This window comes from Azotobacter vinelandii CA, from assembly GCF_000380335.1.
Taxonomy (GTDB): domain Bacteria; phylum Pseudomonadota; class Gammaproteobacteria; order Pseudomonadales; family Pseudomonadaceae; genus Azotobacter; species Azotobacter vinelandii.
Map to the genome: position 1 here is coordinate 5065314 of NC_021149.1, position 16579 is coordinate 5081892.

The following is a 16579-nucleotide window of genomic DNA, read 5'->3' on the forward strand; positions in this document are numbered from 1 at the left end:
GTTCATGCCTTCCCTCCGCAGCAGCGCCGCTTCAGCAGCGCCGAGGCGTCATAGGGCGCCTTGCCCTTCAAGGCCTCCTCGATGCGCAGCAACTGGTTGTACTTGCCCACCCGGTCCGAGCGGCACAGCGAGCCGGTCTTGATCTGCCCGGCGCGGGTCGCCACCGCCAGGTCGGCGATGGTGGTGTCCTCGGTCTCCCCCGAACGGTGCGAGATCACCGCCGTGTAGCCGGCCTGCTGCGCCAGGCGGATCGCCTCCAGGGTCTCGCTCAGGCTGCCGATCTGGTTGAACTTGATCAGGATCGAGTTGCCGATGCCCTGCTCGATGCCTTCCCGGAGGATCTTCGGGTTGGTCACGAACAGGTCGTCGCCGACCAGTTGCACCTTCTGCCCGAGTTTTTCGGTCAGGTAGGCCCAGCCCGCCCAGTCGCTCTCGTCCAGGCCGTCCTCGATCGAGACGATCGGGTAGCGCTCGCACAGGCCCGCCAGGTAGTCGGCGAAGCCCCGGGAGTCGAAGGTCTTGCCCTCGCCCGCCAGCCGGTACTGCCCGTCGTGGTAGAACTCCGAGGCCGCGCAGTCCAGCGCCAGGGTGATGTCCTGGCCCAGCACGTAGCCGGCGCGCTCGACCGCCGCCTGGATCACCACCAGCGCTTCCTCGTTGGAGGACAGGGACGGCGCGAAGCCGCCCTCGTCGCCCACCGCGGTGCTCAGCCCACGCTCGGCAAGCACCTGCTTGAGGGTGTGGAACACCTCGGCGCCGATGCGCAGCGCTTCCTTGAAGCTGGCCGCGCCGACCGGCTGGATCATGAACTCCTGGAGGTCGACGTTGTTGTCGGCATGCTCGCCGCCGTTGAGGATGTTCATCATCGGCACCGGCAGGCTGTACTCGCCGGGGCTGCCGTACAGCTCGGCCAGGTGCGCGTAGAGCGGCAGGCCGCGGGCCGCGGCGGCGGCCCTGGCGGTAGCCAGGGACACGGCGAGGATGGCGTTGGCGCCGAGGATCGCCTTGTTGTCGGTGCCGTCCAGTTCGAGCATGGCCTGGTCGACCGCGCGCTGGTCGAGCGCGTCGAGGCCGACCACCCGCTCGCGGATCGCGCCGTTGACGTTGTCCACCGCCTTCATCACGCCCTTGCCTTTATAGCGCAGCGCGCCGTCGCGCAATTCGAGGGCCTCGCGGCTGCCGGTGGAGGCCCCGGAGGGCACGCTGGCCACCCCCGTGGCGCCGCCGGCCAGGGTGACCACCGCCTCGACGGTGGGGTTGCCGCGCGAATCGAGGATCTCGCGGGCGGCGACGTGCTGGATCGAAGTACTCGGCTTACTCATCGTGTGTCGGGTCCTGTGCAGGGGTCGGAACGGCCTCGCCCGCGGCGAGCAGCTCCTGTTGTTCGGCATGCGAGGCGCGGATGTCGAAGTCGCGCGGCCAGTCCTGAGGTTCGCTCGGTTGCATCGAAGCCCCCTCCGCTCAATGGATGACGTCGCCCACGCGCACGATGCGCAGGGTGTCGGTGCCGCCCTGGGCATGGCCGGCGCCCTTGGTGATCAGCACCCGGTCGCCCTCGGCCACCAGGCGGCGCTGCAGCAGCTCCTTGACCGCCCGGGCGTTCAGCTCGGCCTCGGCGATCCGATCGGCCTCGAAGGGGATCGGGTGCACCCCGCGGAACAGCGCCACCCGGCTCTGCGTGCGCGGATGCCGGGAGAAGGCGTAGATCGGCAGGTGCGAGCGGATCCGCGACATCAGCCGCGGGGTGTCGCCGCTCTCGGTCAGGCAGACGATCGCCTTGACCCCTTCCAGGTGGTTGGCCGCGTACATCGCCGACAGCGCGATGGTCTCGTCGATGCAGTGGAACACCTGGTCCAGGCGGTGCTTCGAGCGGTGCGCCAGCGGGTGCTGCTCGGCGCCGAGGATGATCCGCCCCATGGCCTCCACGGTCTCCACCGGGTAGGCGCCGGCGGCGGTCTCGGCCGAGAGCATCACCGCGTCGGTGCCGTCGAGCACCGCATTGGCCACGTCGAACACCTCGGCGCGGGTCGGCAGCGACTGGGTGATCATGGTCTCCATCATCTGCGTGGCGGTGATCACCGCGCGGTTGAGCACCCGCGCCCGCTCGATGATGCGCTTCTGCACGCCGACCAGTTCGGCGTCGCCGATCTCCACGCCCAGGTCGCCGCGCGCCACCATCACCGCCTCGGAGGCGAGGATGATGCCGTCGAGCACCTGGTCGTCGGCCACCGCCTCGGCGCGCTCGATCTTCGCCACCAGCCCGGCGTTGCCGCCGGCCTCCTGCATCAAGCGGCGGGCGTGCTGCATGTCGGCGGCATCGCGCGGGAAGGACACTGCCAGGTAGTCGACCTGCATGGCGGCGGCGGTCTGGATGTCCGCGCAGTCCTTGTCGGTCAGCGCCGAGGCGGACAGGCCACCGCCCTGGCGGTTGATGCCCTTGTTGTTGGACAGCGGGCCGCCGACCAGCACCGCGCAGACCAGTTCGCTGGCCTTGACCTCGCGGGTCTCGAGCACCACGCGGCCGTCGTCGAGCAGCAGGATGTCGCCGGGGCGGCTGTCGGTGATCAGCGCCTCGTAGTCGATGCCGACGCGGGTCGCGTCGCCGGCGTTCTTGTCCAGCGCCGCGTCGAGGACGAAGGTTTGGCCCTTCTCCAGCAGCACCTTGCCGTCGGCGAAGCGCGAGATGCGGATCTTGGGTCCCTGCAGGTCGGCGAGGATAGCGACGAAGCGCCCGTGTTTGGCGGCCATCTCGCGGACCAGGGTGGCGCGGGCCTGGTGTTCCTCGGCCTTGCCGTGGGAGAAGTTCAGGCGCACCACATCGACCCCGGCCTTGACCAGGCCTTCGATGGCCTCGGGGGTTTCGGTGGCCGGGCCGAGGGTGGCGACGATCTTGGTCCGTCGCTGCAGGCCGATCCTTTCCCGCTGGGCGAGGGTTTGTGCGCCAGTGCCTGCCGTGCAGGCTGGACGAATCGATTCTTCGAGCATAACGACTCCATGGAGTTCGCGGCCGGCCGGCGACCCGTTGGCCAGCCGCTTGTGCTTGTGTTGGCCGGTGTCGGTCAGGTTCGCGCCAGAAGCGCCATGAAGGCGGGCGCACGGGCATGAGCCCATGGGGAATGGGGAGTACGCATAAAGGCACCTGTATCGTTCTTGTCGAATGGCGAGACGGCCCGGTGAAAGCCGTCCTCGGCTCTTGCGGAAGGACTCTATTGGAAAATAAATTCCAAAACAATATAAAATAGAATTTTTTTACCAAAACACAGTCGAACGGTCGCGCCACGAGCCGCCGAAAGCCCGCGCTGCCGAGCCGAGGCCAGGAGATCGGAAGGGATCGGGAAGAGACGATTCATGCACGGGAAAATCGCCGCGCGAACCTTCGACCGTGCAGGTAGGGACGGACCGCTGCGGCCGATGGCGGGCAAGGCATGGCGTTACCGATTCGCAATGACCAGGACCCCGTGACGATGTTCGCCCTGTGGCGGGAGCCGGCCCGCTGGCGATGCGCTGGCTGCCGTCGCCACTATGAGGGGTGGCGAACTAATCGGGATCGTCCGGCTCGCCGTCCTCGAAACCGCCCGGCACGCCGATCTCCTCGACCTTCAGTTCCATGCGGTAGGCCACGGCGATGAACAGCGCCTGGCACAGGCTCAGGGTGGAACTGAGCGAGCGGAAGGCGAAGGTGCTGCCCTCGTTGACCAGCAGCAGGGCGTTGGCCTGCTTGGCCAGCGGCGCCAACTGGCTGTCGGTGATGACCAAGGCCCTGGCCTTGTAGTGCCGGGCGATACGCACGCACTGCTGGGTTTCCTTGCCGTAGGGACTGAAGCTGACGGCGACCACCAGATCGCCCTCGCGCACGCTGCGCATCTGCTCGCGGTAGCCGCCGCCCAGGCCGGATATCAGGTGGATGCGCTTGTTGGTGTGGCGCAGGCTGTAGACCAGGTAGTGAGCCACCGAGAAGGAGCGGCGCACGCCGATCACATAGATGTTGTCGGCTTCGACCAGCAGGTCCACGGCCTTGTCGAACTCGCGCTCGTCGAGTTCCTGGACCAGCCGGTCGAGTCCCGAGCGGGTGGCGTTGATGCACTCGCGCGCCAGTTCGCCGCCGGACGCCTTGTGCGAGCGGTTGGCGATCATCCGGCGGATGCGCTGCTGGTAGTTCTGGATCGGCGTGGCCTTGTCGGTGTAGGCCTCGCGGAACAGCGCCTGCATCTCGCTGAACCCCCGGAAACCGAAGCGCTGCGAGAAGCGCACGATGGCCGAGGGATGCACCTCGCACTGCTGGGCGATGTCGCTGACCCGGTCGACCATCACCCGGTCGCTCTGCTGGCTCATGTAGTTGGCGATGCGCTTGAGCTGGCGCGGCAGGCTCTCGTATTCCGCGCCGATCAACTGCTGCAGCCGCTCCACGCTGGCCGGGACCTCCAGCAGCGCCTCGGCGGCGCCCACGGGCGATTCGGAACTGGACATAGGCACTTTCCTCTTCTTGTCATGAATCCGGCCGACCGCCTCCACCTTGCCGACGGCAGGCACAGGATAAATAGAAAATTAATTCCAAAAAAGAAAAATATGGAAAAAATGTTGATTTCAGATCGAGGGCCGTTCTAATCTCGCCTCAGCGTCAGTCACCAAATTCGGGTGCGTGAAACGCAGGCCGACAAGAACACACAAGAGGAGGCAGCATGGGCGAAATCACCTTCGCAAGCGGACGTCAGTTGGACGTCATCTGTCTGGGGCGCCTCGGCGTCGACCTGTACGCCCAGCAGATCGGCGCACGGCTCGAGGACGTCGGCAGCTTCGCCAAATACCTGGGCGGCTCGTCCGCCAACATCGCATTCGGTACCGCCCGCCTGGGTCTCAAGTCAGCCATGCTGACCCGCGTGGGCGACGACCACATGGGCCGCTTCCTGATCGAGGCGCTGGAGCGCGAGGGCTGCGACACCCGGGCGATCAAGGTCGACCCGGAACGCCTGACCGCGATGGTCCTGCTGGGCATCAAGGACCGCGATACCTTCCCGCTGATCTTCTACCGCGAGAACTGCGCCGACATGGCGCTGCGCGAGGAGGACATCGACGAAGCCTTCATCGCCTCCAGCAAGGCGCTGTTGATCACCGGCACCCACTTCTCCACCGAAAGGGTCTACAAGGCCAGCAGCAAGGCGCTGGACTACGCCGAAAAGCACAACGTCAAGCGCGTGCTGGACATCGATTACCGGCCGGTGCTCTGGGGCCTGACCGGCAAGGCCGACGGCGAGACCCGCTTCATCGCCAGCGCCGAGGTCAGCGCGCACGTGCAGCGCATCCTGCCGCGCTTCGACCTGGTGGTCGGCACCGAGGAGGAATTCCTCATCGCCGGCGGTTCCGAGGATCTGCTCAGCGCCCTGCGCAAGGTGCGCGAGGTGACCGCCGCGACCCTGGTGGTCAAGCTCGGTCCGCTGGGCTGCACGGTCATCCACGGCGCCATTCCGGCGCGCCTGGAGGACGGCAACATCTATAAAGGCATCCGTGTCGAGGTGATGAACGTGCTGGGCGCCGGCGACGCCTTCATGTCCGGCTTCCTGCGCGGCTGGCTGACCGGCGGTGACGACGAGCGCTGCAGCCGTCTGGCCAACGCCTGCGGCGGCCTGGTGGTATCGCGCCACGCCTGCGCCCCGGCGATGCCGACCCCGGCCGAACTCGACTACATCCTCAACAGCCCGGTACCCATCACCCGCCCGGACCTCGACCCGCACCTGAACCGCCTGCACCGGGTCAGCGTACCGCGCAAGAACTGGAAGCCGCTGTTCATCTTCGCCTTCGACCATCGCGGTCAACTGGTGGAACTGGCCCAGCAGGCCGGACGCGACCTCGCGGCGATTCCCGAACTCAAGCAACTGTTCATCACTGCCATCGAACGGGTCGAGGCCGATCTCCAGCGCCAGGGCATCGAAGGCGACGTGGGTCTGCTGGCCGACCAGCGCTTCGGCCAGGACGCCCTCAACAGCGCCACCGGCCGCGGCTGGTGGATCGGCCGCCCGGTCGAGCTGCAAGGCTCGCGGCCGCTGGCCTTCGAGCATGGCCGCTCGATCGGCAGCAATCTGGTGCAGTGGCCGCGCGAGCACATCATCAAGTGCCTGGTGCAGTTCCACCCGGACGACGAGCCCCTGCTGCGCCTGGAACAGGAGGGCCAGCTCAAGGGCCTCTACGAGGCGGCCCAGGCCAGCGGCCACGAACTGCTGCTCGAGGTGATCCCACCGAAGAACCATCCCTCCACGCATCCGGACGTGCTCTACCGGGCGATCAAGCGGCTCTACAACATCGGCATCCATCCGGACTGGTGGAAGATCGAGCCGCAGCCGGCCGAGGTGTACTCGAAACTCGATGCGCTGATCACCGAACGCGATCCCTACTGCCACGGCGTGGTCCTGCTCGGCCTCAATGCGCCGGCCGAGGAACTCGCCGAAGGCTTCCGCCAGGCCGCCGGCAGCCAGGTCTGCCGCGGCTTCGCGGTCGGCCGGACGATCTTCCAGGAACCCAGCCGCGCCTGGCTGGCCGGCGAGATCGACGACGAGACCCTGATCGCGCGGGTGCGGGCCACCTTCGAGTTCCTGATCAAGTCCTGGCGCGAGGCGCGCGGCCAGGTCTGAGCCCGGCCGCCTTCCGCTGAACCGAACAATAGCAATCAGGTGCGACTGATATGACGAATTCACCGGTCAAGATCGGCATCAACCCGATCTCCTGGAGCAACGACGATCTGCCCTCGCTGGGCGGCGAAACCCCGCTGAGCACCGCCCTGTCCGAGGGCAAGGCGATCGGCTACCAGGGCTTCGAACTCAACGGCAAATTCCCCAAGAGCCCCGAGGGCGTGCGCGCGGTGCTCGCCGAACACGGCCTGGAGCTGGTCTCCGGCTGGTATTCGAGCTTCCTGGCCCAGCGTTCCGTGGAAGAGGAAATCGAGGCCATCGCCCCTCACTGCCGGCTACTCGCCGAGAACGGCGCCAAGGTGCTGGTCTACGGCGAGGTCGCCGGCTCCATCCAGGGCCGGCGCATCGCCCTCGGCGAACGCCCGCGCTTCTACAGCGACGACGCCTGGAAGACCTACGGCGAAAAGGTCACCGAGCTGGCCCGCTACACCCTGTCCCAGGGGTTGCGCCTGGCCTACCACCACCACATGGGCGCCTACGTGCAGGCCCCGGAGGACATCGACCGGATGATGGAAGTCAGCGGCGAGGAGGTCGGCCTGCTGTTCGACGCCGGTCACTGCTACCTGGGCGGCGGCGATCCGCTGGCCGTGCTCAGGAAGCATCTGGCCCGGGTCTGCCACGTGCACTGCAAGGACGTGCGCGAAGGCGTGGTCAGGCTCTCGCGCAACGAGCAGTGGAGCTTCCCGGAGTGCATCGTCAACGGCACCTTCACCGTGCCCGGCGACGGCGACATCGACTTCGAACCCCTGCTCGACACCCTGCTGGCTTCCGGCTACCGCGGCTGGCTGGTGGTCGAGGCCGAGCAGGACCCGGCCGTGGCGCCCAGCCACGCCTACGCCAAGAAGGGCTTCGAGACGCTGCGCGATCTGGTCGCCCGCCTCGCCCCCCGCTACACCACAGCCTGAAGGAGAAACACCGTGGCCAAGAACGACACCCCGGATCTTCTCGTCAAGGGCTCGCCGGACCAGCGCACGCTGGTCCGGGTTCCCGAAGGCGTGTTCGGCTACGTGGGCTTCGCCGCCTACCGCCTGACCGACGGCGACGAGCTGCCGGTCGAGAGCGGCGACAAGGAAGTGTGCCTCGTGCTGCTCGCCGGCCATGCCACCGTCACCGCCAGCCATCCGCGCAGGGGGCCCTTCGCCTGGGAGAACATCGGCGACCGGCAGAGCGTGTTCGAGGACAAATCGCCCTACGCCATCTACCTGCCGCCGCACAGCGAAGCCCGGGTGCGCGCCCACGGCAGCGCCGAGATCGCCGTCTGCGAGGCGCCCGGCAACCCGGACGAGACGCTGCCGCCGCGGCTGATCGAGCCGGCGAGCATGAGGCGCAGCAGCCGCGGCAAGGACGCCAACACCCGCTACGTCTGCGACATCCTGCCGGACAGTGCCGAGGCCCACGCGCTGCTGATCACCGAGGTGATCACCCCTTCGGGGCACACCTCCAGCTACCCGCCGCACCGTCACGACACCGACGACCTGCCGGCGCAGAGCTTCCTGGAGGAGTCCTACTACCACCGCCTGAACCCTGAGCAGGGCTTCGCCTTCCAGCGCGTCTACACCGACGACCGCAGCCTCGACCAGGCCATGACGGTGGAAAACCACGACGTAGTGCTGGTGCCGCGCGGCTACCACCCGGTCTGCGTGCCCTACGGCTACACGTCCTACTACCTGAACGTGATGGCCGGGCCGACACGCGCCTGGAAGTTCCACAACGACCCGGCCCACGAGTGGCTGCTCAAGCTCTAGAAAGCCGCCGCCCGAACGGAAGCGACCTTCGCAGTGGCTGAGTTCTGGACCCCAAGAACAACAACCAGAGCACGCGACATGAACGACAAGACAGTTGCACCCCAGCAGCACGATATTTCCTACGTGCTGCGGATCTGCGCCGTGGCCGCCCTCGGCGGCCTTCTCTTCGGTTACGACACCGCAGTGATCTCCGGCGCCGTGGAAGCCCTCCAGCAATATTTTTCCCTCTCCCCCGCCGAAACCGGCTGGGCCGTCTCCAACGTGGTGGTCGGCTGCATCGTCGGCGCCCTGGGCGCCGGCTGGGTCGCCGGCCGCCTGGGACGCAAGAAGGCCCTGGTACTGTCGGCGATCCTCTTCACCGTCTCCGCCATCGGCGCCGCGGTGGTGGACAGCTTCGTCTGGTTCGTGATCTACCGGATCGTCGGCGGTCTGGCCGTGGGCATCGCCTCGACGGTGTCGCCGATGTACATGTCCGAGGTGTCGCCGAAGGACATCCGCGGACGCGCGCTGGGCATGCAGTCCTTCGCCATCGTCGGCGGCCAGGTGGTGGTGTTCTACGTGAACTACCTGATCGCCAAGGGCGCCGCCGACACCTGGCTGGTCGAGTACGGCTGGCGCTGGATGCTCGGTTCCGAAGTGGTTCCCTGCATCCTGTTCTGCCTGTTCGTCTTCTCCATCCCGGAATCGCCGCGCTGGCAGGCCATGGTCGGCCAGGACGAACGGGCGCTGCGCACCCTGAGGCGCATCTCCAACGACGCGCATGCCCATCACCTGCTCAATGAGATCAAGCACTCCCTGCACCAGGACAGCCAGGGCCGGACACAGAAGCCGAACCTGCGCGAGGCGGGGCTGGCACTGATCCTCTTCGTCGGCTGCATGCTGGCCATGCTGCAGCAGGTCACCGGGGTCAACGTGATGATGTATTACGCCCCCATGGTGTTGAAGGGCGTCACCGGCAGCACCGAGTCGGCGCTGTTCCAGACCATCTGGATCGGGGTCATGCAGTTGGTCGGCACCATCATCGGCACCTGGCTGATCGACCGCGTCGGTCGCCTGCCGCTGATGCGCGTCGGCACCGTCGGCATCGTCGCCAGCCTGCTGCTCACCTCCTACGCTCTCTACGCCCAGGAGTCCGGCTACCTGGCGCTGATCGGCATGCTGCTGTTCATGGTGCTCTTCGCGATCTCCTGGGGCGTCGGCACCTGGGTGCTGATCTCCGAGATCTTCCCCAACCACATGCGCTCCATGGGCATGAGCATGGCGGTGTGCAGCATGTGGATCGCCAACTTCCTGGTGACCCAGAGCTTCCCGATGCTCAACGAGCACCCGGTACTGATCGAGCGGTTCCACGGCGCCTTCCCGATGTGGGTGTTCGCCGGCTGCTGCGTCTTCTGCTACTGGTTCGTCGCCCGTTTCGTCCCGGAAACCCGCGGCGTGTCCCTGGAACGCATGGAGGAAGTGATGCTGGCCAAGCTCAAGCGGCAACCCCTGGCCGACGAAGAAGAAAGCGCCGCGCTGCGCTCCAGCCGGGCCTGATCCCCCGAACGCGGGACCGGGCCAAGGGCACCGGTCCCTCCAATGACGCTAACAATGCTGCCGTCTTCCCGACGGCAGGGAGGAACCGAAAATGACTCAAGCGAATATCATCGGCCACTTCATCGGCGGCCAGCTCCAGCAAGCCGGCGTGCGCCACAGCGATGTATTCAACCCGGCGCTGGGCCAAGTCACCGCGCGCGTCGCGCTGGCCAGCCGCGACACCGTGGACGCGGCGGTCGCCGCGGCCAAGGCGGCCTTCCCGGCCTGGTCGGAACGTTCCGCGCTGCAACGCTCGCGCATCCTGTTCAAGTTCAAGGAACTGCTCGACAAGCACCACAAGGAGCTGGCGGCGATCATCACCTCCGAACACGGCAAGGTGCTTTCCGACGCCATGGGCGAGGTGACCCGCGGCATCGAGATCGTCGAGTTCGCCTGCGGCGCGCCGCATCTGCTGAAGACCACCCTCACCGACAACATCGGCGGCGGCATCGACAACTGGAACATGCGCCAGGCGCTGGGCGTCTGCGCCGGCATCACCCCGTTCAACTTCCCGGTGATGGTGCCGCTGTGGATGATCCCGATGGCCCTGGCCACCGGCAACACCTTCGTCCTCAAGCCTTCCGAGCGCGATCCGTCGGCCAGTCTGCTGCTCGCCGACCTGCTCAAGCGGGCCGGCCTGCCGGATGGCGTGTTCAACGTGGTGCAGGGCGACAAGGATGCGGTGGACGCCCTGCTCCAGCACCCCGACGTGGAAGCGGTGTCCTTCGTCGGCTCGACGCCGATCGCCGAGTACATCTACCAGGAAGGCACCCGCCGCGGTAAGCGCGTACAGGCCCTGGGCGGCGCCAAGAACCACATGATCGTGATGCCCGACGCCAACCTCGACCAGGCCGCCGACGCGCTGATCGGCGCGGCCTACGGCTCGGCCGGCGAGCGCTGCATGGCGATCTCCCTCGCCGTGGCGGTGGGCGATACCGGCGACGCGCTGATCGAGAAGCTGCTGCCGCGCATCGACCGCCTGCGCGTACGCAACGGCACGGACGCGGAAGCCGACATGGGCCCGCTGGTGACCGCCCAGCACAAGGCCAAGGTCGAGGGCTACATCAGCAAGGGTGTGGAAGAAGGCGCCAGGCTGATCGTCGACGGGCGCGACTTCAAGGCGCCGGGCGCGGAGAACGGCTTCTTCGTCGGCGCCACCCTGTTCGATCAGGTCAAGACCGACATGACCATCTACAAGGAAGAAATCTTCGGCCCGGTGCTCGGCATCGTCCGCGTGCCGGACTTCGCCGCCGCCGTGGAACTGATCAACGCCCACGAGTTCGGCAACGGCGTGTCCTGCTTCACCAGCGACGGCGGTGTGGCCCGCGCCTTCGCCCGCGCCATCAAGGTCGGCATGGTCGGTATCAACGTGCCGATTCCGGTGCCCATGGCCTGGCACTCCTTCGGCGGCTGGAAGCGCTCGCTGTTCGGCGATCACCACGCCTATGGGGAGGAAGGCATCCGTTTCTACACCCGCTACAAGAGCGTCATGCAGCGCTGGCCGGACAGCATCGCCAAGGGTCCGGAGTTCAGCATGCCGACCGCTAAGTAACCCAACCCACCGCGTGTAGCCTTACGGAGAACAACAAGATGACCGCGTCCCTTCCCTTCGCCCTGAACCGCATCGTCGCCCCGTCCCTGCCGCTGGCCGAATTCCTCGACCTGGCGCTCGCCCTGAAGGCCGACAGCATCGAGCTGCGCAACGACCTCAAGGGCATCGAGATCGAGGACGGCACGCCGCCCGAGCGGGTCCGCGAGCTGTGCCGGGCCAAGGGTATCCGTGTGCTGAGCATCAACGCCCTCTACCCCTTCGACGTCTGGAACGACGCGCTTCGCGCCAAGGCGCTGAAGCTCGCCGCCTACGCCCGCGACTGCGGCGCCGAGGGGCTGGTGCTCTGCCCGCTGAACGACCCGAGCGATTCGCGCGACCGCGCCGAGCGGGTCCGGGGACTGCGCACCGCGCTGACCGCGCTGGCGCCGATCCTGCGCGAGCACGGTCTGCTCGGCTTCGTCGAACCGCTGGGCTTCGAGAGCAGCGCGCTGCGCCGCAAGCACGATGCCGTGGAGGCGATCAAGGGCATCGGCGGACTGGACGTGTTCCGCCTGGTCCACGACACCTTCCACCACCACCTGGCCGGCGAGCAGGAATTCTTCCCCGAGCTGACCGGCATCGTGCACATCTCCGGGGTCGAGGACCGCCAGGTCGCCCTGGCCGATATCCGCGACGGCCACCGCGTGCTGGTCGGCGAGGCCGACATCCTCGGCAACGCCGCGCAGATCCGCCGCCTGCTGGAGCTGGGCTACCGCGGTCCGTTCTCCTTCGAGCCCTTCGCCGACAGCGTGCACGCCCTGCCCGAGGTCCGCCCGGCGTTGCAGAACAGCATGCAGCACCTGCAGGCGCGCGTCGCGCCCCCCGAAGGCTGCACCGCGTAACGAAAAAGCGCCGATCCGTAGGGTGGGTAACGGCGCAGCCTTACCCACCGTCGCGGTGGTGGAAAACGCTGCGCGGTTTTCCACCCTACCGCCGGTCATGAGTCCGATTTCCGAGCACCGAACAAGAATCGCAGGGGAACCTATGAGTACGATACGACTGACCATGGCCCAGGCCCTGGTGAAATTCCTCGACAACCAATACGTCAGCGTCGACGGTGTCGAGAGCAAGTTCGTCAAAGGCATCTTCACCATTTTCGGCCACGGCAACGTGCTGGGCCTGGGGCAGGCGCTGGAGCAGGATCCGGGCGAGCTGATCGTCCACCAGGGCCGCAACGAGCAGGGCATGGTCCACGCCGCCATCGGCTTCGCCAAGCAGAAGATGCGCCGGCAGATCTACGCCTGCACCTCCTCGGTCGGCCCCGGCGCGGCGAACATGATCACCGCCGCCGCCACCGCCACCGCCAACCGCATTCCCGTGCTGCTGCTGCCGGGCGACGTCTACGCCACCCGCCAGCCCGACCCGGTGCTGCAGCAGATCGAGCAGAGCCACGACCTGTCGATCAGCACCAACGACGCCTTCCGGGCGGTCAGCAAGTACTGGGACCGCGTCAGCCGCCCCGAACAACTGATGAGCGCGGCGATCAACGCCATGCGCGTGCTCACCGATCCGGCCGAGACCGGCGCGGTGACCCTGGCGCTGCCGCAGGACGTGCAAGGCGAGGCCTACGACTACCCGGACTACTTCTTCGCCAAACGGGTGCACCGCATCGACCGCCGCCCGGCCACCGCGGCCATGCTGGCCGACGCCGTGGCGCTGCTCAAGGGCAAGCGCAAGCCGCTGCTGATCTGCGGCGGCGGGGTGAAATACTCCGGCGCCGCCGAGGCGTTGCAGCGTTTCGCCGAGCGTTTCGAGATTCCCTTCGCCGAGACCCAGGCCGGCAAGAGCGCCATCGTCTCCGCCCACCCGCTGAACGTCGGCGGCATCGGCGAGACCGGCTGCCTGGCGGCTAACCTGCTGGCCAGGGAGGCCGACCTGGTGATCGGCGTCGGTACCCGCTACACCGACTTCACCACCGCCTCCAAGTGGATCTTCCAGAACCCCGAAGTGGCCTTCCTCAACCTCAACGTCAGCGCCTTCGACGCCTACAAGCTCGACGCCGTGCAGGTGGTGGCCGACGCCCGGGCCGGCCTGGAGGCGCTCGGCGAAGCCCTCGGCCACGGCGGCTACCGTGCCCAGTGGGGCGAGGCGACGGCGCAGGCCAAGGCCAGGCTGAAGGCGGAAGTCGACCGCGTCTACGCCGTGGAATACAGCGGCGAAGGCTTCGTCCCGGAGATCGACGACCACCTGCCGCGCAGCGTGCTGGAAGAGTTCATCGAACTGACCGGCTCCAGCCTGACCCAGAGCCAGGTGCTCGGCGTGCTCAACCGGACCCTGGCCGACGACGCCATCATCGTCGGCGCCTCCGGCAGCCTGCCGGGCGACCTGCAGCGGATCTGGCGTTGCAAGGGGACCGACACCTACCACATGGAGTACGGCTACTCCTGCATGGGCTACGAGGTGAACGCCGCCCTCGGGGTGAAAATGGCCGAGCCCGAGCGCGAGGTCTACACCCTGGTCGGCGACGGCTCCTACATGATGCTGCACTCGGAGCTGCCCACCTCCATCCAGGAGCGCCGCAAGATCAACATCGTCCTCTTGGACAACATGACCTTCGGCTGCATCAACAACCTGCAGATGGAACACGGCATGGACAGCTTCGGCACCGAGTTCCGCTACCGCAACCCGGAGACCGGCAAGCTCGACGGCGGCTTCGTGCCGGTCGACTTCGCCATGAGCGCCGCGGCCTACGGCTGCAAGACCTACCGGGTGAAGACCCTCGACGAGCTGCATGCGGCGCTGGAAGACGCCCGCCGGCAGAGCGTTTCCACCCTCATCGACATCAAGGTGCTGCCCAAGACCATGATCCACAAGTACCTGTCCTGGTGGCGGGTCGGTGGCGCCCGGGTCTCGAAGAGCGAGCGCATCGCGGCGGTCGCGCGGATGCTCGAGGACAACATCGCCAAGGCCCGGCAGTACTGACTTTCGCCTGTCCCGCGCGGCTCGCCCGCGCGACTTTCCCAATAACAACAGCCATCGAAGGAAGCAACCCATCATGACCTTGAACATCGGAGTGATCGGCACCGGCGCCATCGGCCAGGACCATATCCGTCGCTGCAGCTTCGCGCTGTCGGGCGCGAAGGTGGTGGCGGTCAACGACATCAACCTGGAACAGGCGAAGAAGGTGGTGAACGATCTGGGCATCGGCGCGGAGGTCTATGCCGACGCCCACGAGCTGATCAACGCCGCCAACGTGGAGGCCATCCTGGTGACCTCCTGGGGCCCCACCCACGAAGAGTTCGTGCTGGCGGCGATCAAGGCCGGCAAGCCGGTGTTCTGCGAGAAGCCGCTGGCGGTGACCGCCCAGGGCTGCAAGAACATCGTCGATGCGGAAACGGCCTTCGGCAAACGCCTGGTCCAGGTCGGCTTCATGCGTCCCTACGACCAGGGCTACCGCGCCCTCAAGGCGGTCATCGACAGCGGGCGGATCGGCGAGCCGCTGATGCTGCACTGCGCGCACCGCAACGCGCGGGTCGGCCAGGCCTACGCCACCGACATGGCGATCACCGACACCCTGATCCACGAGATCAACGTGCTGAGCTGGCTGCTCGACGACCACTACGTCTCGGCCCAGGTGATCTTCCCGCGCAAGAGCGCCAGGGCCCTGGCGCACCTGAAGGACCCGCAGATCGTCCTGCTGGAGACCGCCAAGGGCACGCGCATCGACGTCGAGGTCTTCGTCAACTGCCAGTACGGCTACGACATCCAGTGCGAAGTGGTCGGCGAAACCGGCATCGCCCGCCTGCCGGAACCCAGCTCGGTGCAACTGCGCAGCGAAGCCAGGCTCTCCAACGAGATCCTGGTCGACTGGAAGGACCGCTTCATCGCCGCCTACGACGTCGAGCTGCAGGACTTCATCGACGCGGTCGGCGCCGGCCGGCTGACCGGCCCCTCCGCCTGGGACGGCTACACCGCGGCGGTGACCGCCGACGCCTGCGTGGCCGCGCAGGGCAGCGGCAAGGTCGAACCGATCGTGCTGCCCGAGCGCCCGGCCTTCTACGCCCCGGCCTGATCCCGAGCCCAACGACATCCCTAGCCGCCTGCCCTCCCCCGGCAGGCCGGCCCGCCACCACGAAGGAGAGCAGAACATGCGTATCGCCCTGGACCCCTACATGTACCGCAACCTGTCCATCCCGAAGATGGTGGACAAGACCGCCGAGCTCGGCTACGAGTACATCGAGCTGTCGCCGCGCGAAGACTTCCTGCCGTTCTACAAGTACCCGCGCGTGGACAAGGCGCGCATCAAGGAATTCAAGAAGGCCCTGAGCGACACCGGGGTCAGGTTGTCCTCGCTGCTGCCGCTGTACCACTGGGCCGGCCCCGACGAGGAGATGCGCAAGGCCGCCGTGCGCAACTGGAAGCGCGCCATCCAGATCGCCGTGGAGATGGACTGCGACCTGATGAACACCGAGTTCAGCGGCCAGTCCGACAACGCCCTGGTCTGCGAGCAGCAATTCATCAAGTCGATGGAAGAACTGCTGCCGATCTTCGAGCGCGAAGGCATCAAGCTCGACATCCAGGCCCACCCCTACGACTTCTGCGAGCGCAACAACGAGTCGGTGGACATCATCCGCGGCCTCGACAAGGACTTCGTCAACTACCTGTACGCCGCGCCGCACACCTTCTTCTACGACGATGGCGTGGGCGACATCAAGTCCATGCTGGAGTATGCCGGCGAGCGCCTGACCCACCTGATCATCGCCGACACCTACAACCACCGCGCTTCGTCGAACCTGCGCTACATCGTCAACCCGCCGGGGGTGACCGCCACCGTTCACCAGCACCTGAACATCGGCGAAGGCGAAGTGAAGTGGGACACGTTCTTCTCCACCCTGCGCGAGATGAAGTTCGACGGCATCGCCACCGTGGCGATCTTCGCCTGGGAGGACCGCGCCGACGAATCCAACCGCTTCATGCTGGAACGCCTGCGCCGGGAATTCGGCTGATCCCGGCCCGATATCGGACACAGCGCTTTCGAATCGACAACA

The 16579-nt window shown here is 67.0% G+C and carries 13 protein-coding genes; 9 read left to right on the top strand and 4 right to left on the bottom strand.

Going from position 1 to position 16579, the window contains the following annotated elements:
* Positions 1-2: 2 nt before the first annotated feature.
* The 4 genes from eno to AVCA_RS22845 all read right to left on the bottom strand — a co-directional run bounded on the left by eno (position 3) and on the right by AVCA_RS22845 (position 4467).
* Positions 3-1322: a phosphopyruvate hydratase gene (gene eno, locus AVCA_RS22835; RefSeq protein WP_012703053.1), complete on the bottom strand. Its 1320-nt coding sequence runs from the start codon at positions 1320-1322 to the stop codon at positions 3-5.
* Complete coding sequence (locus AVCA_RS27095) at positions 1315-1446, bottom strand: hypothetical protein (RefSeq protein ID WP_012700810.1); 132 nt, start codon at positions 1444-1446, stop codon at positions 1315-1317. The genes eno and AVCA_RS27095 overlap by 8 nt, the downstream gene beginning before the upstream one ends.
* 15 nt (positions 1447-1461) lie before the next feature.
* Positions 1462-2907, bottom strand: a complete 1446-nt coding sequence (pyk, locus tag AVCA_RS22840; protein WP_012703443.1) for a pyruvate kinase — start codon at positions 2905-2907, stop codon at positions 1462-1464.
* A gap of 630 nt (positions 2908-3537) precedes the next feature.
* Complete coding sequence (locus AVCA_RS22845) at positions 3538-4467, bottom strand: MurR/RpiR family transcriptional regulator (protein ID WP_012703446.1); 930 nt, start codon at positions 4465-4467, stop codon at positions 3538-3540.
* Positions 4468-4679: 212 nt separating this feature from the next.
* On the opposite strand from AVCA_RS22845, the gene AVCA_RS22850 reads away from it, so the two are divergent.
* The 9 genes from AVCA_RS22850 (at position 4680) to AVCA_RS22890 (ending at position 16537) form a co-directional block, all read left to right on the top strand.
* Complete coding sequence (locus tag AVCA_RS22850) at positions 4680-6623, top strand: bifunctional 5-dehydro-2-deoxygluconokinase/5-dehydro-2-deoxyphosphogluconate aldolase (RefSeq protein ID WP_012703447.1); 1944 nt, start codon at positions 4680-4682, stop codon at positions 6621-6623.
* Positions 6624-6673: 50 nt separating this feature from the next.
* Positions 6674-7585, top strand: a complete 912-nt coding sequence (gene iolE, locus AVCA_RS22855) for a myo-inosose-2 dehydratase (RefSeq protein WP_012703448.1) — start codon at positions 6674-6676, stop codon at positions 7583-7585.
* Between the two features lie 12 nt (positions 7586-7597).
* Entirely contained in the window at positions 7598-8425 is an 828-nt protein-coding gene (gene iolB, locus AVCA_RS22860) for a 5-deoxy-glucuronate isomerase (RefSeq protein ID WP_012703449.1), read from the top strand.
* Between the two features lie 78 nt (positions 8426-8503).
* Complete coding sequence (locus AVCA_RS22865; RefSeq protein ID WP_012703450.1) at positions 8504-9961, top strand: sugar porter family MFS transporter; 1458 nt, start codon at positions 8504-8506, stop codon at positions 9959-9961.
* Between the two features lie 91 nt (positions 9962-10052).
* The gene (locus tag AVCA_RS22870; RefSeq protein ID WP_012703451.1) at positions 10053-11552 is read left to right on the top strand and encodes a CoA-acylating methylmalonate-semialdehyde dehydrogenase; all 1500 of its coding nucleotides are present in this window, start codon (positions 10053-10055) and stop codon (positions 11550-11552) included.
* A gap of 38 nt (positions 11553-11590) precedes the next feature.
* On the top strand, positions 11591-12433 hold the full coding sequence (locus AVCA_RS22875; RefSeq protein ID WP_012703452.1) for a TIM barrel protein: 843 nt from the start codon (positions 11591-11593) through the stop codon (positions 12431-12433).
* Between the two features lie 142 nt (positions 12434-12575).
* Positions 12576-14513 (top strand): 3D-(3,5/4)-trihydroxycyclohexane-1,2-dione acylhydrolase (decyclizing), encoded by a 1938-nt coding sequence (gene iolD, locus AVCA_RS22880; RefSeq protein WP_012703453.1) that lies wholly within the window; start codon positions 12576-12578, stop codon positions 14511-14513.
* A 73-nt stretch (positions 14514-14586) separates the two neighbouring features.
* Positions 14587-15603, top strand: coding sequence for a bifunctional inositol 2-dehydrogenase/D-chiro-inositol 1-dehydrogenase (gene iolG, locus AVCA_RS22885; protein ID WP_012703454.1), 1017 nt, complete (start codon positions 14587-14589; stop codon positions 15601-15603).
* A gap of 76 nt (positions 15604-15679) precedes the next feature.
* Positions 15680-16537: a sugar phosphate isomerase/epimerase family protein gene (locus AVCA_RS22890; protein ID WP_012703455.1), complete on the top strand. Its 858-nt coding sequence runs from the start codon at positions 15680-15682 to the stop codon at positions 16535-16537.
* The last annotated feature ends 42 nt before the right edge of the window (positions 16538-16579 follow it).

What these genes read in the sequence shown, in the direction of transcription:
- AVCA_RS22845 (WP_012703446.1), bottom strand. Translation starts at nt 4,467, where the DNA reads ATGTCCAGTTCCGAATCGCCCGTGGGCGCCGCCGAGGCGCTGCTGGAG.
- AVCA_RS22870 (WP_012703451.1), top strand. Translation starts at nt 10,053, where the DNA reads ATGACTCAAGCGAATATCATCGGCCACTTCATCGGCGGCCAGCTCCAG.
- AVCA_RS27095 (WP_012700810.1), bottom strand. Translation starts at nt 1,446, where the DNA reads ATGCAACCGAGCGAACCTCAGGACTGGCCGCGCGACTTCGACATCCGC.
- AVCA_RS22875 (WP_012703452.1), top strand. Translation starts at nt 11,591, where the DNA reads ATGACCGCGTCCCTTCCCTTCGCCCTGAACCGCATCGTCGCCCCGTCC.
- iolG (WP_012703454.1), top strand. Translation starts at nt 14,587, where the DNA reads ATGACCTTGAACATCGGAGTGATCGGCACCGGCGCCATCGGCCAGGAC.
- eno (WP_012703053.1), bottom strand. Translation starts at nt 1,322, where the DNA reads ATGAGTAAGCCGAGTACTTCGATCCAGCACGTCGCCGCCCGCGAGATC.
- AVCA_RS22850 (WP_012703447.1), top strand. Translation starts at nt 4,680, where the DNA reads ATGGGCGAAATCACCTTCGCAAGCGGACGTCAGTTGGACGTCATCTGT.
- AVCA_RS22865 (WP_012703450.1), top strand. Translation starts at nt 8,504, where the DNA reads ATGAACGACAAGACAGTTGCACCCCAGCAGCACGATATTTCCTACGTG.
- iolE (WP_012703448.1), top strand. Translation starts at nt 6,674, where the DNA reads ATGACGAATTCACCGGTCAAGATCGGCATCAACCCGATCTCCTGGAGC.
- iolD (WP_012703453.1), top strand. Translation starts at nt 12,576, where the DNA reads ATGAGTACGATACGACTGACCATGGCCCAGGCCCTGGTGAAATTCCTC.
- AVCA_RS22890 (WP_012703455.1), top strand. Translation starts at nt 15,680, where the DNA reads ATGCGTATCGCCCTGGACCCCTACATGTACCGCAACCTGTCCATCCCG.